The organism is Undibacterium sp. Ji42W, from assembly GCF_049340405.1.
In the GTDB taxonomy this organism is placed as follows: Bacteria; Pseudomonadota; Gammaproteobacteria; order Burkholderiales; family Burkholderiaceae_D; genus Undibacterium.
On record NZ_JBMPOV010000005.1, the window covers coordinates 420,538 to 442,329 of the forward strand.

At 50.5% G+C, this 21,792-nt stretch carries 17 protein-coding genes; 13 read left to right on the forward strand and 4 right to left on the reverse strand.

What is annotated here, in order from left to right:
- The first annotated feature begins 183 nt into the window (after nt 1-183).
- The 9 genes from ACO0LG_RS13830 (at nt 184) to ACO0LG_RS13870 (ending at nt 16,475) form a co-directional block, all read left to right on the forward strand.
- Entirely contained in the window at nt 184-2,982 is a 2,799-nt protein-coding gene (locus ACO0LG_RS13830; RefSeq protein ID WP_423027219.1) for a TonB-dependent receptor, read from the forward strand.
- 245 nt (nt 2,983-3,227) lie between these two features.
- Complete coding sequence (locus tag ACO0LG_RS13835) at nt 3,228-4,736, forward strand: tryptophan halogenase family protein (protein WP_423027221.1); 1,509 nt, start codon at nt 3,228-3,230, stop codon at nt 4,734-4,736.
- Between the two features lie 94 nt (nt 4,737-4,830).
- Complete coding sequence (locus ACO0LG_RS13840) at nt 4,831-6,030, forward strand: cation:proton antiporter (RefSeq protein ID WP_423027223.1); 1,200 nt, start codon at nt 4,831-4,833, stop codon at nt 6,028-6,030.
- A 365-nt stretch (nt 6,031-6,395) separates the two neighbouring features.
- Entirely contained in the window at nt 6,396-7,769 is a 1,374-nt protein-coding gene (locus ACO0LG_RS13845; protein WP_423027225.1) for an MFS transporter, read from the forward strand.
- A 25-nt stretch (nt 7,770-7,794) separates the two neighbouring features.
- On the forward strand, nt 7,795-9,471 hold the full coding sequence (locus ACO0LG_RS13850; RefSeq protein WP_423027227.1) for an alpha-amylase family glycosyl hydrolase: 1,677 nt from the start codon (nt 7,795-7,797) through the stop codon (nt 9,469-9,471).
- Nucleotides 9,472-9,503: 32 nt separating this feature from the next.
- Nucleotides 9,504-11,912, forward strand: a complete 2,409-nt coding sequence (locus ACO0LG_RS13855) for a TIM-barrel domain-containing protein (RefSeq protein WP_423027229.1) — start codon at nt 9,504-9,506, stop codon at nt 11,910-11,912.
- A 305-nt stretch (nt 11,913-12,217) separates the two neighbouring features.
- Complete coding sequence (locus tag ACO0LG_RS13860; protein ID WP_423027231.1) at nt 12,218-14,092, forward strand: glucokinase; 1,875 nt, start codon at nt 12,218-12,220, stop codon at nt 14,090-14,092.
- A gap of 104 nt (nt 14,093-14,196) precedes the next feature.
- Nucleotides 14,197-15,294 carry a helix-turn-helix domain-containing protein gene (locus tag ACO0LG_RS13865; protein ID WP_423027233.1) on the forward strand — a complete coding sequence of 366 codons (1,098 nt, stop codon included), beginning with the start codon at nt 14,197-14,199 and terminating at the stop codon, nt 15,292-15,294.
- Nucleotides 15,295-15,422: 128 nt separating this feature from the next.
- On the forward strand, nt 15,423-16,475 hold the full coding sequence (locus ACO0LG_RS13870) for an alpha/beta hydrolase family protein (protein ID WP_423027235.1): 1,053 nt from the start codon (nt 15,423-15,425) through the stop codon (nt 16,473-16,475).
- Nucleotides 16,476-16,482: 7 nt separating this feature from the next.
- On the opposite strand, the gene ACO0LG_RS13875 is transcribed toward ACO0LG_RS13870, so the two are convergent.
- The 3 genes from ACO0LG_RS13875 to ACO0LG_RS13885 form a co-directional block, all read right to left on the reverse strand.
- Entirely contained in the window at nt 16,483-17,058 is a 576-nt protein-coding gene (locus tag ACO0LG_RS13875; RefSeq protein WP_423027237.1) for a putative 2OG-Fe(II) oxygenase, read from the reverse strand.
- Between the two features lie 121 nt (nt 17,059-17,179).
- Entirely contained in the window at nt 17,180-17,470 is a 291-nt protein-coding gene (locus tag ACO0LG_RS13880) for a GNAT family N-acetyltransferase (protein ID WP_423027239.1), read from the reverse strand.
- On the reverse strand, nt 17,467-18,243 hold the full coding sequence (locus ACO0LG_RS13885) for a sulfite exporter TauE/SafE family protein (RefSeq protein ID WP_423027241.1): 777 nt from the start codon (nt 18,241-18,243) through the stop codon (nt 17,467-17,469). The genes ACO0LG_RS13880 and ACO0LG_RS13885 overlap by 4 nt, the downstream gene beginning before the upstream one ends.
- Before the next feature lie 109 nt (nt 18,244-18,352).
- On the opposite strand from ACO0LG_RS13885, the gene ACO0LG_RS13890 reads away from it, so the two are divergent.
- From ACO0LG_RS13890 to ACO0LG_RS13905, 4 genes are all read left to right on the forward strand, one after another.
- A complete protein-coding gene (locus ACO0LG_RS13890) occupies nt 18,353-19,246 on the forward strand; it encodes a LysR substrate-binding domain-containing protein (RefSeq protein ID WP_423027243.1) in 894 nt (297 codons plus the stop codon).
- Between the two features lie 85 nt (nt 19,247-19,331).
- Nucleotides 19,332-20,180, forward strand: a complete 849-nt coding sequence (locus ACO0LG_RS13895) for a DUF6348 family protein (protein ID WP_423027245.1) — start codon at nt 19,332-19,334, stop codon at nt 20,178-20,180.
- Nucleotides 20,181-20,273: 93 nt separating this feature from the next.
- On the forward strand, nt 20,274-21,110 hold the full coding sequence (locus ACO0LG_RS13900; protein WP_423027247.1) for a branched-chain amino acid aminotransferase: 837 nt from the start codon (nt 20,274-20,276) through the stop codon (nt 21,108-21,110).
- Nucleotides 21,111-21,142: 32 nt separating this feature from the next.
- Nucleotides 21,143-21,535: a VOC family protein gene (locus ACO0LG_RS13905; protein WP_423027249.1), complete on the forward strand. Its 393-nt coding sequence runs from the start codon at nt 21,143-21,145 to the stop codon at nt 21,533-21,535.
- Between the two features lie 84 nt (nt 21,536-21,619).
- Here ACO0LG_RS13905 and ACO0LG_RS13910 read toward each other — a convergent pair.
- On the reverse strand, nt 21,620-21,792 hold a 173-nt coding region (locus ACO0LG_RS13910), incomplete at its 5' end, for an ExbD/TolR family protein (protein WP_423027271.1).

Below are 21,792 nucleotides of genomic sequence, written 5' to 3' on the forward strand. Positions count from 1 at the left end.
AGAGATCTTATATGGTGCATGTATTTTGTTTGTAGTTTTTTGTAGTCTTCGTTTGACATTGAATCTAGTTTTAGTACAAAATTCACCTCGGAACCTTGGGTTCTGATTGCCGGGCTGAAATGTTGGGTTTCTGTCCGGTGACTCAAAGAGTGCAAGTCAAATAAAAGTGTGAGGGGACATTACATGAAACAAGCTACGCAAAAGCGTCGGCAGGGCGAAGCTCTGCACCGTTTTTCTTTTAAGTTGAGCCCGGTTGCGGCAGGATGTGCGGTATTGATATTTGGTATGACCGACATCGCTACTGCGCAAGAAGCAGCAAACAATACTGTAGTCGTGACAGGCATCCGCAAGGGTATAGAAGAAGCCATCTCGATCAAAAGAAATTCCAATTCCATCGTCGAAGCAATTTCTGCTGAAGACATCGGCAAACTGCCCGATGCCAGCGTGGCAGAATCGATCGCCCGTTTACCTGGTGTTACAGCACAGCGTAGCCGTTCGTCAGGCAAGGCAGCAGACGTCAGCGTGCGTGGTTTGTCGCCAAGTTTTAATGGCTCTTTGCTCAATGGTCGCGAACAGGCTTCCACAGGTAATGCCCGCAGCCCCGAGTTTGACCTGTTCCCGGCTGAACTCATGGGTTCTGTATTGATCTACAAAACGCCAGATGCAGCACTGGTGGGCCAGGGCCTGGCAGCAACTATTGATTTGAATACACTCAAGCCACTGGACTTTGGCAAGCGTGTACTGGCTGCCAGTTACCGCAAGCAACGCACGGGCGTACAATCAGGCTCCGAAGAGGGTACCGGTGACCGCGCATCTTTCTCTTATGTTGACCAGTTTGCCAACCGTACTTTGGGCGTGTCTTTGGGCTTGACCAAGTTCAAGGAAGATGGCGGCGGCCAGCAAAAATTTGATTCATGGGGCGGCTTTGCGCCAACAGTCGATTATAACGGCGCCAAAGTTGTGGCACCGGGCGGATTCAAGTCTGATACTGAAGTCAGCAAGAGTAACCGCGATGGCGCTTCTCTGACTTTGCAATACAAGCCAAATAAAAACTTCAAATCTTCTGTAGACGTGTTTTATTCCGCTGGTTCTAACAGCCTGAAGAAAACCGGTCTGGAAGGTGCAATTGCCGGTTCAGCCGGCGGTTATGATCCAGATGGCGTACTCAGCAATGCAACCATCGTCAACGGTGTTGCGACTGCGGGTACTTTCAGTAACTATAAAGGCGTAGTTCGCAATCACAAGGAAAGCGCTGATGACAAGTTGACGTCGATAGGCTGGAATAATGAAATGAAACTCGATGAGTGGACAGCAGTAGCCGATCTGTCTTATTCAAAAGCTGTCAAGCATAGCAAACGCTATGAAACCACAGCTGGTCAGCCGGGTGATGCATCGCCACTGGGTTCGATTTCTTATACCGGTTTTAATGGCGGTAATTTTGCAGATGTGAAGTACTCCACCAGCCTGAACTATTCTGACCGCAATGTCTCCAGACTGACTGACGTTGACGGTTGGGGTGGTGGACCGAATACGCCGCAAGCTGGATACGTGGCTTTGCCAGATATTAATGACAAGGTCAATAGCATACGTCTGACCGCCAAACGTGACCTGAGTTTTGGTCCTGTCGTCGCTGCCCAGTTTGGTCTTAACTACACTGAGCGTGACAAAGCCCGTACTGGTCAGGAAGGCCGTCTGGTCGTTAAAGGCGGTGGTGGTTATGCTTCTGCAGCGGTACCAGGCAGTGCAGTGGCAACTGCGGGCACAGTTGGTTTGCCAGTAGTCTCTTTTGACCCTGATGGTTCCTTGGGCTCGATTTATGAGTTGGCGCGCTGGGTTGATGCATCTGTATTGGCAAAAGACTGGTCCGTCAATGAAAAAGTGACGACTGCCTACGCGATGGGTGATCTGGATGGTCAGGTAATGGGTTTGAATTACCGTGGTAATTTTGGTGGTCAATTCATTCATACTAACCAGCAATCGACTGGCAATCAGGTTGATCTGGCCAAGTGCACAGGCATCACTGTGGATACCTGCCCATTCAAAACTATCTCTGGTGGCAAGTCTTATTCTGATTTCCTGCCTAGTCTTAACGTCTCTTTTGATCTGGGTAAAGAACAGTTCTTGCGTGTAGGCCTGGCAAAAGTTTTGTCGCGAGCAAACATGGATGATTTGCGTGCCAGCCAGGAATTTGGTGTCAAAACCGGCGGTGCTTTCCCTATCCTCACTGGTACTGGTGGCAATGCTGAGCTCAAGCCTTTCAGCGCCAAGGCTTTCGATTTGTCCTATGAGAAATATTTCGGCAAGAAAGGTTATTTCAGCGTTGCCGGTTTCTATAAGCAGCTCGATACTTATATCTACCGTGCACCACGTACTTTCGACTTTAAACCTTTTGTCAGTGCAACCACGCCTTTGCCTCTGACTGGCCCATATCAAGGTTCTACTATCGGCTTGCTGACGACGCCACAAAATGGTGAAGGCGGTAATATTCATGGCTTTGAAGTCGCCCTGAATATTCCATTCTCCATGATCACTCCCGTGCTGGATGGCTTCGGTGTCATGGTGAATCACTCTGATACGTCGAGTCAGATTACCTTGCCTGCATTTGGTTTTGGTACGCAAAATATCAGTGCTGCAAATATCCCGTTGCCAGGTTTGTCCAAACGCGTCAGCAATCTGCGTCTGTACTACGAAAAGAATGGTTTCCAGATAGCGATAGCAGGACGTAAGCGTTCTGACTTCCTGGGCCAGGTCAGTGACTTCCAGGATAATCAGCAATTGACTTTTATCAAGGGTGAAACTATCGTTGATTTCCAGGTGTCGTATGAATTTCAGACTGGTTACCTGAAAGGTTTATCATTGCTGGCGCAAGCGAATAACTGGAACAATGCGCCGTTCCAGCAATATGATACTGATCCAAACAAGATCACAGATAAAACTGTGTATGGCAGGACTTATCTATTCGGCCTGAACTACAAGTTCTAAGAACCAGTTTGCGATCTTACTGCGCGAGCGCAATCGTCGTCAATGCGGGGCTCATGTGCTGCTCAAAAAGCGCATGTACTACAGTACATTCCGCTTTTTGCGCTGCGTTTTTGTTACCCTGACCCCGCTGACGCTCGCTACAGATCGTAAACAGGTTCTAAGGCGGCAAACAGGTTCTTAGCTGAACTGCAAGCAACCCCTGTCAGCGCGAGCTCACGGGGGCTAGTTTTTTTGGTGGAGACAACATGCAGAATGCAATTATAAAAAACGTCGTGATTGTAGGTGGTGGTACTGCCGGCTGGATGACAGCAACGGCGCTGGCGACCGTGCTGCAGGGGCAATACCGGATACGGGTAGTAGAGTCGGATGAAATTGGTATTGTCGGTGTCGGCGAAGCCACCATACCGATGATACAAAGATTTAACCAGGTCGTCGGTATCGATGAAAATGAATTCCTGCGCGAGACGCAAGGCACGTTCAAACTGGCGATAGAATTCGTCAATTGGGGCAAGCAGGGGGAGCGCTATATGCATGGCTTTGGCACTATCGGCCAGGATCTTGGCAGTGTGCGCTTTGATCAGTACTGGCAAAAAATGCGCAAGCTGGGCAAGGCCGATGAGCTGGCTGCGTATTCAATTACCCGTATGATGGGTAAGGCAAATAAATTCATGCCCGCCCGTCACGATGTACCTAATTCACCCTTGAACCAGATTGCCCATGCCTATCATTTCGATGCCAGCCTGTATGCACGTTACCTGCGCAAGATCGCAGAATCACGCGGTGTAGTCCGTACCGAAGGCAAGATAGTATCGGTCAGCCAGCGCGAAGCTGATGGTTTTGTCGACGCCATCGTGCTGGAAACTGGTGAGCACATCGCTGGTGATTTATTCATCGATTGTTCCGGCTTCCGCGGCTTGCTGATAGAGCAGACATTGCACACCGGTTATGAAGACTGGTCGCACTGGTTGCCCTGCGACCGGGCGCAAGCCGTGCCTTGTGAATCTGCGTCGGAACTCTTGCCCTATACCCGCGCAACTGCACACCGCGCTGGCTGGCAATGGCGCATTCCTCTGCAACACCGCATAGGCAATGGCCATGTGTATTGCAGCCAATACGTCAGCGATGATGAAGCTGCCTCGGTATTGTTATCCAATCTCGATGGCAAGCCACTGGCTGATCCGCGCGTCATCAAATTCAAGACCGGCATGCGCAATAAAACCTGGAACAAGAATGTGGTAGCGATAGGTTTGTCCAGCGGCTTTCTGGAGCCTTTGGAATCAACCAGTATCCACCTCATACAAGCTGCCATCGCACGCCTGATTGACTTCTTCCCTGACCAGGCTTTCAATGCTGTCGATATCGCAGAATACAATCGTCAGTCACGCTTTGAATATGAACGCATCCGTGACTTTGTGATCCTGCATTACAAGCTCAATCAACGCGAAGATTCAGTCTTCTGGAAAGCTTGTGCTGACATGCCTGTGCCGGATAGTCTGCAACATAAAATCGACCTGTTCCGCGCTAGCGGACGCTTGCTGCGCGTCGATAATGAATTGTTTGCCGAGGTCGGCTGGCTGCAGGTTTTTGAAGGACAAAATTTAATTCCTGAAAGCCTTAATCCTCTGGTAAATTTGCAGACCGAAGCGGACACCATGGAATATCTCGATAGTGTGCGTGAGGTAGTGCAGAAATGCGTGGCCATCATGCCAGGACATGCTGCCTATATTGCCCAGCATTGCAAGGCCAGAAGCTGAGTCAAGACTGAGTGGGGGAGGTGCCACTGTGAGGTTCCACCAGCAGTGGCGCATAAAAAATAAACTCAAAAAAATATAAATTATGCATACTGGTATGAGCACTACCGAGATTTTCCTGATTGCGATGTTTGTGATTTTTACCCTGCCTTACCTGATCTGGCGGGTAGGTAAAACTGACTATTACGCACCACTGGTAGTAGTCCAGATTATCACTGGTATTTTGCTGGGGCCCGGTGTGTTGGGCGCGATTTATCCCGACTACTACAAGTTTGTCTTCAATCCCCAGGTGATACAGTCATTGAATGGCATCGCCTGGTGGGCCGTCATGATTTTTGTCATGATTGCCGGAATAGAACTGGACTTGAAGAAGGCGTGGGAATATCGCCGCGAAAGTACCATCACGGCGGGTCTGGCATTGGGCATGCCTTTGCTGTTTGGTTGCGTAGCTGGTATGGGGCTGCTGAGCATGGATGGCTGGATGGGGCACAAAGCCATGAGCTGGCAATTCGTGCTCGGTGTGGGCATGGCCTGCGCCGTAACTGCCTTGCCCATCCTCATCTTGTTGATGGAAAAACTCGATATTCTGCGCCAGCCTATAGGCCAGCGCATATTGCGTTATGCCAGTCTTGACGATATTGCCATCTGGGGTGTGCTGGCGGTGATCTTGCTGGACTGGACCAGGGTAGGGCGGCAAGTCGGCTTCTTGCTGTTGTTTGCTGTCACGACGTGGTTTTTCCGCAAACTCATGGTCTGGCTGGAAGAGCGTGACCGCTGGTATGTAGGTCTGATCTGGCTCGCTGCTTGTGCTTTTGCGGCGGATTGGGCTGGCCTGCACTTCATGGTTGGTGCTTTCCTGGCGGGTGCTGTGATGGATGCCCACTGGTTTAATCAAGAGAAAATGGACCTCATGCGCCACCATGTCTTGCTGGCCATCATGCCGGTGTTTTTCCTGAGTACGGGTTTGCGTACCAACTGGGCCATGGGCGGAGTTGCTGTATTTGTTGCTGCCGCGGTATTGCTGGTCGCCTCTGTTGCTGGCAAGCTGATAGGCATACAGGTCGCCGGACAAATATTGAAATGGGAAAAAGGCGAGGCATCCATCATAGGCTGGTTATTGCAAACCAAGGCTTTGATCATGATTATTTTCGTCAATATCTTGCTGGATAAAAACATCATCACCAGCGAAACCTTTACAGCGATGCTGTTGATGGCGATTGCCAGCACCATGCTGACCGTGCCTGTGGTGTATCCTAAATTGCAGAAGATGAAGGAACTGATTTTCAGGAGCAAATGAGGTTTTTGAATCTCCGTTTTTTACCAGTGAAATGCCCGCTGCTTTTATGAAAGCAGTGGGCATTTTCTTTGGGTGCCTAGTACGCCCGGATATGCCAGAATACCTCTGGGAAAGCGCATGATGATGGGTAGTATTGCTACAGATTGCTATTTTTAAGTTGAGGTTTTAAACGATATTTTCTTTTTTATCAGGCCTGATTGCAGTTTGTAGTTGCCGTGAAAAATTTATGTAGTTTAATTACATTTTGCTGTGGTAGTATTTCAAAATGCGGATGGGTTTGATCGGGTGACTTTGTTGGGAAGTCGTTTTCAGCCAGCAAGCCATACTGCAACAGTAGTTCATCATAAATTTGGGGACAAAACACCATGCAAGTATCTGCATACAAACCACGTCTGTCGTTCTGGCAATTGTGGAATATGAGTTTCGGTTTCTTTGGCATTCAATTTGGTTTTGCGCTGCAAAATACCAATACCAGCCGCATCTTTTCTACCCTGGGTGCGAACCCGGATGATCTGGCCCTGTTCTGGCTTGCCGCACCCATCACAGGCTTGCTGGTGCAACCAGTCATTGGCTACCTGAGCGACAATACCTGGCACCCTTTCTGGGGACGTCGTCGTCCTTTCTTTTTCATCGGTGCGATACTGGCGTCGATTGCCATGTTCCTCATGCCCAATTCCAGCGTTTTGTGGATGGCAATCGCCGTGCTGTGGATGATGGATAGCGCCATCAATATTTCCATGGAACCTTTCCGCGCCTTTGTTGGCGACAAGCTCGATGTTTCACAACAAACGGCTGGCTTTGCCATGCAAACCTTTTTCATCGGTTGCGGTGGTGTGATTGCATCGTTGTTACCGACTATATTCACCGACTATCTGGGGGTCAGCAATGTACCGGTGAATGGTGTCATACCCGACACTGTCAGATATTCCTTTTATGTTGGCGGTGCCATATTTGCCTTGTCCGTCATGTGGACAGTTTTCACCAGCAAGGAAATTCCTCCAGCGGACCTGGAAAAATTCAAGCAGGAACGCAAAAATAGCCAGGGCATAGGCAAGGCTGTTAGCGAAATTTTGGGTGGTTTCACCAGGATGCCCAGGACCATGGTGCAACTGGCGCTGGTGCAATTTTTTACCTGGGTAGCCTTATTTGCCATGTGGGTCTACACCACACCTTCGATTGCAAAAACTGTCTTCCATAGCAGCGACGCGCAGTCGGCAGCTTTCCAGGAAGGTGGCAACTGGGTGGGCATCATGTTTGCCGTGTACGGCGGTGTGTCTGCACTGGTTGCCTTTCTGTTGCCAGTGCTGGCCGAGATGAGCAGCCGCAAATTTGTTCACATGCTGTGCCTGGTAATAGGCGGTATCAGCCTGATGAGTATCTTCCTGATCTCATCCAAGCAAATGTTGCTCTTGCCCATGCTGGGCGTGGGCATAGCCTGGGCCAGTGTGCTGACCATGCCGTATGCAATTCTGGCCGGAGCATTGCCAGCGAACCGCATGGGTTATTACATGGGTTTGTTCAATTTCTTTGTGGTGATACCGCAGATCATTGCTGGCGTCGTGCTGGGTGCGATATTGAAGCATTTCTTTGATAACCAGTCCGTCAAGGTGTTGATGCTGGGTGGAGCTTGCATGATACTGGCGGGCTTGCTGACTTTGCTGGTCAAGGATGAAACAGTCGAAGAAACACCGGCTGCATCAAGCATGGGCAAGACCGCAACTAATGCTGCAGCAGTTTAATCCTCGCATTCGACGGAGTTTTCCCATGCAAGCGAAAGTAATCCGACTAGGGCTGGCAGCACTGCTGGCTGCGTCTTGTAGTTCCCTATCGCTGGCTGCACCCAAGTTAAAAACAGCCCAGCCATTTTTTTGGGAAAACGCTACTGTCTATTTTTTATTGACAGACCGCTTCCATAATGCCAATCATAAAAACGACCTTGCTTATGGCCGTAAAAATGACGCCGCACCCCAGCGTGGCTATGCTGGTGGTGACCTGGCTGGCATTACCGCGAAGATCAAGTCTGGTTATTTCAAAGACCTCGGTGTCGATGTCATCTGGCTGACGCCGCCGGTCGAGCAAATCCATGCGGGTACCGATGAGGGTACAGGCAAATCCTATGGCTTTCACGGTTACTGGGCCAAGGACTTCACCAGTGTCGATGCCAACCTGGGTACAGAAGCCGACATGCGCGAGTTTGTCGATACAGCCCATGCACATGGCATGCGTGTCTTGCTGGATGTGGTCATGAATCACTTGGGACCGGCAACGGAGCAAGACCCGGTCTGGCCAGACGAATGGGTGAGGACATCACCAACATGCACCTATAAAGATACTGAAACCACCGTCAGTTGCACCCTCGTGAAAAACCTGCCGGATATACGTACCGACAGTAATGCCACAGTCAGCTTGCCGCCAGTGCTGGTAGAAAAATGGAAAGCAGAAGGGCGCTACGACAAAGAAGTCAACGAGCTGGATGACTTTTTTCAGCGCAAAGGCCTGCCCCGCGCACCGCGCTACTATCTCATGAAATGGCATGTGGACTGGGTGAAAAAATACGGTGTCGATGGCTTTCGGGCTGATACCGCCAAACATACTGAACCAGAGGTCTGGAAAGAATTGCATGGCCTCGCCAGTGCAGCTTATGAAGACTGGAAGCAGGCCAACCCCAAAAAGAAGCTTGGTAACCAGGCCTTCTTCATGACTGGTGAAGTGTATAACTATGCCCTTGCCCACGGCCAGGATTTTGACATGGGTGGTGGCCAAACGGTTAATTTTTACCAGAACGGTTTTGACAGCCTCATCAATTTTGGCTTCAAGTCAGATGCCAATAAGACTTATGAAGCCTTGTTCAGTGATTACGCCGCGCGCCTGCATGGGCCTTTGGCGGGTTATTCCGTCCTCAATTACATCAGCTCACATGATGATGGTGGGCCATTTGATCTCTTGCGCCAGAAACCGTTTGAGTCTGCCAATAAACTTTTGCTGAGCCCCGGCGCTGCGCAAATTTATTATGGCGATGAAACTGCGCGCACATTGAATGCCGCTGGTGCGCAAGGCGACGCGACCCTGCGTTCTTTCATGAACTGGGATGAGCTGGCAAACAATGCCAGCCGTGATGGCTACCGTATTGCCGATGTCCGGCAACACTGGAGCCGTCTGGGTTTGTTCCGGCGTGCCCATGCTGCCATAGGCGCAGGCGTACATGAAAAACTGGCCGAGCAACCCTATACCTTCAAGCGTACTTATGATAAGAACGGTGTCAGCGACAAGGTGGTGATCGCGCTGGATATTCCGGTTAACAGCAATCCTGCCATCAGCGTCAGTGGCGTGTTTGCCGACGGACAAAAACTGCGTGACCATTATTCAGGCAAGACAGCCACAGTCGTGAATGGCAAGGTGCAATTCAATAGTGGCTTGAGCACCATATTGATCTCACCTTAGTATGAACTGGCAAAAAAATAATTAGAGACAGCATGAAGAAAACAAGCTTAGTAAAACTGAATATCTTTGCGGCGGCAGTCTTTGCATTGGTGAGTACAGTCCAGGCGCAAAATTCTACACGCACTATCGTGTCAGTCAGCAAGCAGGCTGATCACCTGGAAATCAAGACCAATGATGGCCGCTATGTCTTGAAGCCCTATAGCGACAAGATCATGGAAACCAGTTTTATTCCTGCTGCTGAAAAATGTAACCCTGCTTCGCATGCAGTTGTCTTGTCTCCAGTGCGTGTAAAGACCAGCTTCAATGAAACAGCAAGTAGTATTCACTATGTTGCCGGTGACATCAGTGTCAGCATCACCAAATCGCCGCTGCAAATTGCCTATGCTTATAAAGGCAAGCCCTTGCTGTCAGAAAAAAATGGCTATAGCAAAACTGCCGATGCAGAAGTGCTGGACTTTAATCTGGATGCCAGCGAAGCCTTGTATGGTGGTGGCGCCCGCGCCCTTGGCATGAACCGTCGTGGTAATCGCCTGCCTTTGTACAACAAGGCACACTATGGTTATGAAGAGCGTTCGGAGCAAATGAACTTTGCCATGCCGCTGGTATTTTCATCGAAGATGTATGGCCTGCATTTTGATAATGCAGCGATAGGCCAGCTTGACCTGGACAGCAAAAAAAACAATGTGCTGGCTTATGAAACCATCAGTGGTCGCAAGACTTACCAGATCATCGCTGGTGACAGCTGGGCCGATATCGTCAAAAACTACACTAGCCTGACCGGGCGTCAGCCTTTGCCACCGCGCTGGACCTTTGGTAACTTTGCCAGCCGATTTGGCTATCATAATGAAGCAGAAGCGCGCAGCATACTGGATAAATTCCGCACTGAAAAAATCCCTGTCGATGCCATTATCTTTGATCTCTACTGGTTTGGTAAAGACATCAAGGGCACCATGGGTAATCTGGAATTTGATAAAGACAGCTTCCCCAATCCCAGAGGCATGATTGCCGACTTTGCGCAGCAAGGTATCAAGACTATCCTGATCACCGAGCCTTTCATTTTGACGACTTCGAAAAAATGGCAGGAAGCTGTTGATCAAAATGTGCTGGCGACTGACAAGCAGGGTAAGCCATTTACTTATGATTTTTATTTTGGAAATACTGGCCTCATTGATATCTTCAATCCGCCTGCACAAGACTGGTTCTGGGATATCTATAAAGACTTGAAAAATACGGGAGTAGCTGGCTGGTGGGGAGATCTGGGTGAGCCGGAAGTTCATCCATCGGCTTTACAACACAAGACTGGCAGTGCAGACGAATTGCATAATATCTACGGCCATAACTGGGCCAAACTGATTGCTGATGGCTACAAGAAGGATTATCCCGATCAGCGGCCTTTCATCCTCATGCGTTCTGGCTATTCAGGTTCGCAAAGACTGGGCATGATACCGTGGTCTGGCGATGTCAATCGTACGTGGGGCGGCTTACGCTCGCAGCCTGAGATAGCCTTGCAGATGGGCATGCAGGGCATGGCCTATATGCATTCTGATCTGGGTGGTTTTGCCGGTGCCAATCTGGATGATGAGTTGTACACGCGCTGGTTACAGTATGGCGTATTCCAGCCAGTGTTCCGTCCACATGCGCAAGAAGAAGTGGCGTCTGAGCCGGTCTTGCGTGAAGCCAAGACCAGGGGACTGGCAAAGGCAGCGATAGAATTGCGTTATCGCATGCTGCCATATAACTATACCCTGGCATTTGAAAATAACCAGCATGGGCTGCCTTTCATGCGCCCATTGTTTTATGCAGAACCGCAAAACCATAAGCTGCAAACTGTGGCGGACACTTATCTGTGGGGTGATAGCTTCCTTATCCATCCTGTCATGAAGGCGGCAGAAAAAGAAACCAGCGTATATTTCCCGGCAGGTAGCACCTGGTTTGATTTTTACAATGACCAGCAATATCAGGGTGGAACAATATCCACCGTCACAGTCGCGCAAGATCATATCCCTGTATTTGTACGCGCCGGTGCCTTCGTCCCCATGAGCCCACTGATCCAGAATACCCGCGACTATTCCGCAAAAAAACTGGAACTGCATTACTACCATGATGCTGCAGTCAAAAAGTCAACAGGCAAATTGTATGACGATGATGGCGAGACTGCGAATGCCTATGAGAAAGGGGCTTATACCCTCATGCATTTCAATAGCCAGGCGAATGCCGCACAGTTGAAAATCAGCTTACAGACACAGACAGGCTCGCGCGCCGAGGCTGTGGACAGAGACATTGCAATGCATATCCACAATATTCCTGGCAAGCCAGCACAGGTCAGCCTGCAAAATAAAGAACTGCCGTTCAACTGGGACGAGACTAAAAAACAGCTGAATATAGATGTGCGCTGGTTAAAAAATAGCAAGACAGAGCTATCAATAAAGTTAATTAAATGATATTGTCAAGCCCAATCGAAGGGAGATGCAAGCTCGCCATCGTGGATTTTTGCCATGGCAGGCATTGATTTCGGGCATGAAATTGCAGGCGTTTGTGGTAAATTGCGGGATTGTATTCTCTGTAAGAACCTGTTTACGATTTGTAGCGAGTAAGCGTCAGCGGGAGTGAATAGCAGCACAAAAAGCGGAATGTACTCTAGTACATAAGCATTTTGAGCAGCACATGAGCCCCGATCACGCACGCGCAGTAAGGGCGTGAACAGGTTCTAAGAAAATAGGCAGCAAACCGTAGATATGAAGACAGCATGACGACAGAACACGCACTTGTAGAACATGGTAACGCGGCAGGCTTTTCCAGTGGCCCGCGGTTGCTGGCTGATATAGGCGCAACCCACGCGCGCTTTACACTTGAGTCTTCACCAGGTGTGTTTGAGTCCGTTAAGGTCTTGAAGTGTGACGAATACACTGACATCATCGCCTTGCTGCGCGCCTATTTATCTACTGTACCCGCCAGCAAAGTACATCATGCTGCATTTGCACTGGCTAATCCTATCGACGGTGACAAGGTCAGGATGACTAACCGCGATTGGGCATTTTCCATAGAAGATGTAAGGCGCGAATTTGGTTTATACACGCTGCTCATCGTCAACGACTTTACCGCCCTGGCCATGTCACTGCCGGGTTTGCAGGTTAAAGATCTGATGCAGGTGGGCGGCGGCACGCCAGTGGCGAAATCTGTTATTGGTGTTTTGGGACCAGGTACGGGTCTGGGTGTGTCTGGCCTGATCCCTACCTCAGACGGCTTTGTTACCCTGGGTAGTGAAGGCGGTCACGTCAATTTCGCGCCGGTAGATGAGCGTGAATATGCGATCCTGCAATTTGCCTGGAAAGAATGGCCGCATGTTTCTACCGAGCGCCTGATTTCTGGCCCTGGCATGGAATTGATTTACCGCGCCCTGGCTGACAGGAATAACAAGAAAGTCAAAGCCTTGCCGGCGCAAGACATTATGCGTGGTGCCCTGGCTGATGCTGATGAGCTTTGCCTGGAGACCCTGGAATGCTTTTGCGGCATGCTGGGTAGTTTTAGTGCCAACCTGGCGGTGACCCTGGGGGCTTTTGGTGGTATTTATATCGGCGGTGGGATTATCCCTTTGATGGGCGATTATTTCGCCACTTCCACCTTCCGCACACGCTTTGAAGCCAAGGGGCGATTCAGCAGCTATCTGGCGCAAATTCCTACCTTTGTGATTACAACGCCCAATCCGGCGTTTTATGGCGTGTCGGCGATTTTGTCTGAGCACTTGCGTGGCCGTAGCGGCGACAGTTCACTCATGGACCGCATACAGCAAATCCAGGCTGAGCTGACACCGGCAGAGCGCCGTGTCGCCACCCTGGTGCTGGAAAACCCGCGCACCGTATTGAATGAAGCCATTGCAGAGATTGCCCGCCTGGCTGATGTCAGCCAGCCTACCGTCATCCGCTTTTGTCGTTCGTTGGGCTTCCTCGGTCTTGCTGACTTCAAACTCAAGTTTGCCAGCAGTCTGACCGGCACGATACCTGTACGGCATAGCCAGGTACGCATGAGTGACAGTACGCATGACCTGAGCGCCAAAGTCATCGATAACACTGTGTCGGCGATTTTGAATTTTCGCGACCAACTGGACGTGCGTTCACTCGACCAGGCAATCGCCCTGTTACGCAAGGCAAACAAGGTTGAGTTTTATGCCATGGGCAATTCGAGGGCCGTGGCGCTGGATGGCCAGCATAAGTTTTTCCGTTTCCGTATTCCAACAGCGTCTTATGGTGATGCGCATTTATTCTCCATGGCGGCAGAATTGCTGAACCCTGGTGACGTCGTCATCGTCGTATCCAACTCTGGTAAATTGCCGGAATTGCTGAAGGCCGCGGATGCTGCCCGCCTTGCCGGGGCAGACGTGATTGCGATTACACCTAATCAGTCTCCATTGGCGAAGAAGGCTACGGTTTGCCTGGCAGTCAATCATACCGAGGACAATGCCACCTTCCTGTCCATGATTTCGCGCATCCTCCAATTATTGCTGATCGATATCATCGCGGTAGGCCTCTCAGTTGATGCGCCTGAAGCTGAGGGACATGGCGACGTCAAGCGCAAGGAATTATCGCGTTTCAGTAACTTGCTGATTTCCCATCTGGATAGTTGATTTCATCGCAACGGCAAGCAATAGAGCAATAGAGCAGTTGCGCCGCTTGCCTTAGCAGTCTTGCTGCTGTTATTGTTTTGCCTTTCATCCTTTGATGGACAGGCATGTTGGTTCTTGATCCCTTGGTCTTGCTTGATGCTGCTTTGCGGGGTACGCTGGTGGCTCTGCTCTTGCTGCTGTCCGCCATTTTAGGACGTGACCGCCCGCAATTGATCGTGGTGCGGGCAGGCATTGCACTTTGCCTCGGACTGGCGGTGCAGGTGATCAGTGCGACACCCTGGTTTGAAGCCATGGTGCCGCGCCTGTGGCAAGCACCTCTGGTCGCCATTTCTGTCGCAAATGCAGTGCTGTTCTGGGTATTCGTGCAAGCGCTATTTGACGATGATTATGTATTACGGCCCTGGCATGTGCTGGCCTGGTTGGCGGTCGCTGCCCTGAGTGCGCTTAACTGCGCTGTGGTGGCTGGCAGCGCCTCTGTCATTGCACCACTGGCGGTGGGCGTACAACGTGCGGTACCTTTGATATTTGCCATTCTGGCCGCATTGGCTGCAGCAAGAAACTGGCGTACTGATCTGGTTGAGCAACGTCGCCGTCTGCGTGCTTTCATAGTCATTGCGGGTAGCACCTATACTGTCCTGCTGTTGATCGCACGCCTTAGTGCACCGCAGGGCAGGCTGATGGGTGGTACCGCCATGGCCGATGTGCTTGTGTTGCTGTTCATCATCGCCATTGTGACATTCAGGATGTTAACACTGGGGCATCTGGACTTGTTTCCGCTGCCTGAAGTTTCACCAAAAGGACAAGCCGTCCTGCAAGCCCATCCTGTGCCCATGACTGCGCCTGTTGCCGGTGAAGACAAACTGGTGATGGCCTTACAAAAGCTCATGCAGGGCGAACACCATTACCGTAGCGAAGACCTGACACTTGCCAGTCTCGCCAGCAAGATGCAAATCCCTGAATACCGCTTGCGCAGGCTCATCAACCAGCAATTAGGCTACCGCAATTTTAATGCCTACATCAATGCTTTTCGTCTGGACGAAGCGCGCGCTGCTCTGACAGATCCAACGCAACGTGAATTGCCTGTCTTGACCATTGCGCTGACTTCTGGCTTTCAGTCCATAGGGCCATTCAACCGTGCCTTCAAGGCGGCCACCGGGCTCACGCCAACTGAGTATCGCAAAGAAAATATGGCCGATTCCTGAAATCGGCTAGCCGGAATCTGTAATTTGTCGTCTGCGGCAAGACATCATTCGCTTTTCTGCGCATAGTCCGGTTCATCCGGGGCACCGTCTCCGGCACTCAATTGACTGGAGCCTGAATGATGAAAGCCATGTATAAACATTCTTTGAAACGATTGCTGAACCGTTCCAGCTATCTGTTGCTGAGCCTGCTGTTTTTTGTAACTGGTGCAGCGAAAGCCTCTGTTGGTTTAACAGAAATAGCGCCAACTGCAACGGATGGAACCATTACCCTGTATTACCCCAGCAATGCGCCAGAACAACAAATACACCGTGGCCGCTTTCAATTCAACCTGGCAGAACAGGCAGAGCCTGTGCGTGGCAATGGCCATCTGATTATCATTTCCCATGGTTCCGGCGGCTCACCCTGGGTGCATGCAGACCTGGCGCGTAGCATGGTCGAGGCAGGTTTTATTGTTGCCATGCCTGAGCACCATGCTGATAACTACAAGGATGAAAGTCAGGCTGGCCCGGTGAGCTGGACTTTGCGTCCCGCTGAAGTATCGCGAGCCATCGATGCAGTTGGCCGTGACCCGCGCTTTGCAGCGCTGTTGACGCTGGAAAAGGTGGGCGTGTATGGCATGTCGGCAGGTGGTCACACCGCGCTTAGCATGGCTGGCGGGCGCTGGTCACCAGCGGGATTCAAGCAGCATTGTGAAGAAGACCTGGTCAATGATTTTCATTCTTGCGTGGGCCTGATCATCCGGCTCAATGGAGGCATGCTTGATGGTCTGAAGAAATGGCTGGCTTTGACAATTATCCGCAGCCGTTTTAGCGACACGACCATGCGTGAACATCATGATCCCCGCGTGGCCGCGATTGTGGCTGGCGTGCCCGCAGCGGCTGACTTTGATATGACATCCCTGCAAAATCCATCTGTGCCTTTGGGTCTGGTCACTGCAGGCCAGGACCGCTGGCTGGTGCCGCGCTTCCACAGCGACAGGGTATTGGCAGCCTGCAAAACTTGTGAAGCTGTCGCACAATTACCTGATGCTGGTCATGGCTCTTTATTGTCCCCTTTGCCACCGAACCTGACTGGTCTGGTCGGTGACATGCTCAATGATCCGCCCGGTTTTGACCGCACTCAGATGGCTGCAGTGGATAAGAAAATTACTGCATTCTTTGAAAAGCATTTATTGCATTAGAAATGGTTTATTTATTAAGCAGGTAATTGAAACTAAAAGACACCCTGTCGGTAGCTGTGAGGTTGGGGCCTACTCTATGAAATACGTCGGACCTGAACAAGACCAGCTTGCCGACTTCAGGTTCGATGACATAATTTTCAAACTGCTTGTATTGCATGTCGCAGGGGAAGATGGCGAGCTCGCCATCATGCTGGTTGGTGTTGAAATAATAAACACCGCTGATGGGCACGCCCTCAATATTCCTGTCGTGATTATGTCTTTCCTGGTAACCAAATTTCTTGGTGACATTGATCCAGCTTTGCGTGTATTGGTGATCTATTTTCCAGTCCTTGTCGCGCCTGGTCATGTGGACAAATTGCAAGACACTGTCTTCGATGAATTTTCTTAAATGCTGTAGTCCGGCAAGTGTGAAAATATTTTTTTCATTGTTGAATGAACTCAGGACATTGTCACCCCATGAATGACCAAGCAAGCGATTCAAGTCTTCCTTGCGGCGCAAGACTTCGTCATTGATGGCATAAATGGTGGCATCATCTGCCTTGGAGATGCCAACCAGGGTGGGGAAGAGTACTTCAATATTCATGTGCGCACCTTGTGAAGTGATACCCATGATCATAGATGATTTGCCTGCTTGTTTGCCTGATTATTTGCGTGCTTGTTTGTATCTTTATTCGCCGTACTTTATGGCGGTGGAGGCAGTAAATTTAATGCTTCATTCCCTGCTTTTGTTCATTTTCGCAAATGACTTCCAGGCCAGGGCATTCTGCACGCAATTGCGCCAGTAGCGCCCTGGCGATACCAAGCTCACGGTAACTGGGTGTCACATACAAGACATGCACACATACCTGCCCGCCAAGTATGCTGCAATCCAGCGCACCCACATGCTGCTGATCCAGAAATGCAGACAGCAATAAATGTGTGCAGTTGCTTTGTTCATCTTGTTTGCAGATGCGCAGTGCCGTTTTCACAGCTTCTCCAGAAGTGATCTCTGTCATGATTTCACTGCTCCCCATAAGTAGTGGACGCCCCAAGCCAGCAGGCCTATGAAAAAACAGCGCTTGAACAAAATGGGTTGCATTTTGTTGCGCAAAATTTGCCCGAATTGCATGCCCGCTAGCGCGGGTAGCAGGGCCAGCAAGGAGTCACCGGCAATATTCCATTGCAAAGTGCCATTGCCATACAGATTGATGCCCAAGGCCAGAGTGGATACCGTGAAAGACAAGCCCATCGCCTGCACCAGTTTGTCCTTATCAAGATCCAGTGCTTGCAGGTAAGGGACTGAGGGCAAGACAAATACGCCAGTAGTGGCTGTGACCATGCCTGTCGCCATCCCGATGACAGGGGCGAGCCTGCGCTCGGCATGACTGGGCACTTGCCAATGTACCGACGCCAGCCCCATGATGCCATATAGCAGCAATGCTACGCCCAGGCCAGCACCTGACCAGACAGGATCGAGCTTGCTGAATAAAAACCCGGAAACAAAAGTACCCAGGCAGATGCCAAGTAGCATAGGAGTCAGGCGGGTTAATAAGGGCTGTAGCCTGGCGCCGCTGGCGAGTTGCCAGATATTCGTTAAAAGCGAAGGTAAAAATAATAGGGCTGCCGCCTGCATGGGTGTCATCGACAGACTCAATAGAGCGATTGCCACCGTGGGCAGACCCAGGCCTATTATTCCCTTGACCATGCCCGCCAGGAAAAAAATAAAGCCTAAGGCCAGCCACTGTGTGCTGTTGCCATGAGGAGTAAATAGCGCAATGAGGGATTCCATATAGACAGTTTGCCATTGCCAGCAAGAACTGAAAATGTGGAATATACTCAGACAGGGTTCGTATTTTACGTAGCCTGCGCCTGGAACACATTTCATAAATAATCTTCTTATGCGCTTTGACCTGGTCGATTTGCAGTTATTTGTCCACGTAGTGGAGGCTGGTAGTATCACTGCTGGTGCAGACCGTTCTCATTTGGCACTGGCGTCGGCCAGTGCACGCCTGCGTGGTATGGAGGAATTGCTGGGCGTCCCCTTGCTCCTAAGGCAAAGACGTGGCGTTGAGGTGACTGACGCTGGCCGCACCTTGCTGCATCATGCGCGCATGCTGATGCAACAAATGGAAAGAATGCGTGGTGACCTCGGTGACTATGCCAAAGGACTTAAGGGTCATATACGCATGTTGTGCAATACCTCGGCATTGACAGAATTTTTGCCGCAGGCGCTGGCTATTTACATGCAGGCACATCCGCATATCAATATTGAGGTTGAGGAAAGACTCAGCAATGACATCGTGCAAGCCATCATCGCCGAGCAGGCAGACATAGGCATCATTGCCGATACGGTTGATAGCGCAGATTTGCAGGCATTTCCATTTCGGCAGGATCAACTGGTGCTGGTGACCGCTGCCCAGCATCCTTTGCAAACCACCGCAACTGTCAGTGGTAGCCTGTCCTTTGCGGATACCTTGACCTATGATTTCGTCGGTTTGGCAGGTGACAGCGCCCTACAACAATACCTGAATGAACATGCGGCGCGGCTAGGGCAGCGTTTGCATTACCGCCTGCGTCTGCGCAGCTTTGATGGCATCTGCCGCATGGTGGAAAGTGGGGCTGGCATTGCCATCATCCCTGAGACGGCAGCGCTGCGTTATGAGCAGTTGATGAAGATACACAGGTTGTATCTGACAGATCCCTGGGCAGTCAGGAACCTGCTGATCTGTGTACGGCAATATGATGAATTGCCAACGTATGCGCGTGAACTGATCAATGCAATCAAGGCCTGAATTTTCTGCTCAGACTGCAAATATCTTGGTTTGCCGGTCTTCTTGCTACAATGCAGGCCTGTCTTCATACTCATAATCAACTTCCATGTCTGTTACCACTTCCGTAGGCAATGCTCTCAAGAGTTTCAAGGATAAATTTATATCCGGCTCTATCGCACAGCCAGCGACTACAGTATTTGCCCACCTGAATATTGATGCAGAATTAACACTGGCTTTGTTTGAAATCTTGACTGCAGAAGCAATCAAGCTGAAATGGCAAGATAATTACCTGGCCCTGGATGAAGGCTTGTTGCTGGCTGTTGAACGTGTGGAAACAGTCGTGCTCGCTGAAGATAAATGTCGTACCTGCACACGTATCTATGCCAGCCATGCGGCCTACTTCCCGCAAGGTTTGAGTGAATACCAGCATGCCATGGGTGCTACCGAGTCTGAAGCCATACTTGAGGGTTTGCGTACCTGGGCCAGGATGGACTTATTGGTACTGCAGGATGCCACCCGCGAACAGCCTTTGAATTGCACAGTCATAGAAATGAACACCAGTGCTGAGGCGGCAGAAAACAGCAGTTTTCGCCAGGTGATACTTGGGCCAGTCGCCCATCTCGCCAGCCTGCCTGCTCCCAAGAAAAAAGAAGAGCATCCATTTTGCCCATGCTGCCTGTTCACAGAAAGCATGCCCGCTTTTCATGATCTGTTACAGACCAGCGATTTCATTGGAATACGCCTGTTTGCTTCGCGTGATAATGAGGGCAAGCTCGCCGCTGATTGTCGTGTGAATGGCGAGGATTTTGTGCCAGCAGTTGAATACTTGAAGCAATATGCAGAGAAATGGCCGCAGCGCAGGCTGGAGTTCCGCAAGCAATATGTGGTTGTCAGAACTAGCAAACATAGTGTCAATCAGGCACAACTGGTGCAACCCGGCCAGACTCAACTGTGATGTCGTTTCATCAGGTCAAATGTTGAATGTGATACATTAGAAATGACTATTCGCGATGCGTCGCCAATTTACTATCAATGAGTGAGGAATATTATGTACCGAAGCTACTTCAAGGGACAATGGAGTGAAGGCAATACGCCACTGTTTGGCGCCATGGATAATGCAGTCTGGCTGGGTTCCTCCGTGTTTGATGGCGCACGTTCCATTCGTGGATTGACACCGGACTTGCGCCTGCATCTGGCCCGCGTCATACAGTCGGCACAGCGCCTGGGTTTGCAATGTCCTTACAATGTCGATGAGCTAGAAGCCTTGTGTCGCGAAGGTATTGCCCTGTTCCCGGCTGATGCTGAGCTGTACATCCGCCCGCTGGTGTTTGGCACTGACGGTTTGCTGATCCCTGAACCATCGACTACTGGCTTTGCGCTGACTTTGTTTGATGCACCCATGCCAGCATTTACCGGTTTCTCTGCCTGCCTGTCGAGCCTGCGTCGTCCTGATCCTTCCATGGCGCCGACTGATGCCAAGGCCTCCTGCCTGTATCCAAATTCCACCCGAGCTTTGCGCGAAGCCAAAGAACGTGGTTTTGACAATGGCGTGGTCTGTGATGTGCATGGCAACGTGGCTGAATTTGCCACTGCCAATCTCTTTTTTGTGACGGCAGATGATGAGATCGTCACGCCTGTGGCAAACGGCAGTTTCTTGTCCGGCATTACCCGCGCTCGCGTGATTGGCTTGCTCAAGGAAGATGGCAAACAAGTGTCTGAGCGCACTGTAAAACCGGAAGAATTAGTGGTAGCCAAAGAGATTTTCAATACCGGTAATTTTGCGAAGGTAACGCCTTGTACCAGATACGAAAGCCGTGATTTGCCGATAGGTCTAGTGGCGACACGCGCCCGTGATCTGTATTTGCAATTCATGCAAAATACCTGACTCGCATCCTACCCAGACTGAATGACAGATCGATGCTCAAGCGCATACATCATGCAGCCATCATTTGCACTGATTATCAGGTGTCCAAGGATTTCTATACCCGGATTCTTGGTTTAAGCGTTATTGCTGAAACCTATAGAGCAGAAAGAGCTTCATACAAGCTTGATCTGACCTTGCCAGATGGTTCGCAAATAGAATTGTTTTCATTCCCTGATGCACCACCCAGGGTATCTCGACCTGAAGCACAGGGTTTGCGTCACCTGGCATTTGAAGTCGATGATGTCTCAGCCAGCAAAGCGATGCTGGAGGCAAAGGGGTTGGACGTGGAGGATATCAGGCTGGACGAATTGACAGGACGCCGCTTTGTTTTTTTTGCTGATCCTGATGACTTGCCTTTGGAATTGTATGAAGCGCTGCCTCAATAGGTTTGCCAGGTAATATGCAGAAAGTATGAGTCGAAAAAAAACCGGAAAATCTTCATTTTCCGGTTTTTTTTGACATGTCCTGAATCACTTCAAAAACTGCTCATTCCCGACCATGCCGATCTTGGTCACACCAAGACGCTGTGCCGCCGCCATGACCGCAGCCACAGACTTGTAAGGCACGACGGCAACCGGACGCAGATGGATCTCTGGCTGGTCACCTGCTGGCATCGCTGCCGATTCAGACAATTTCGCTTCCA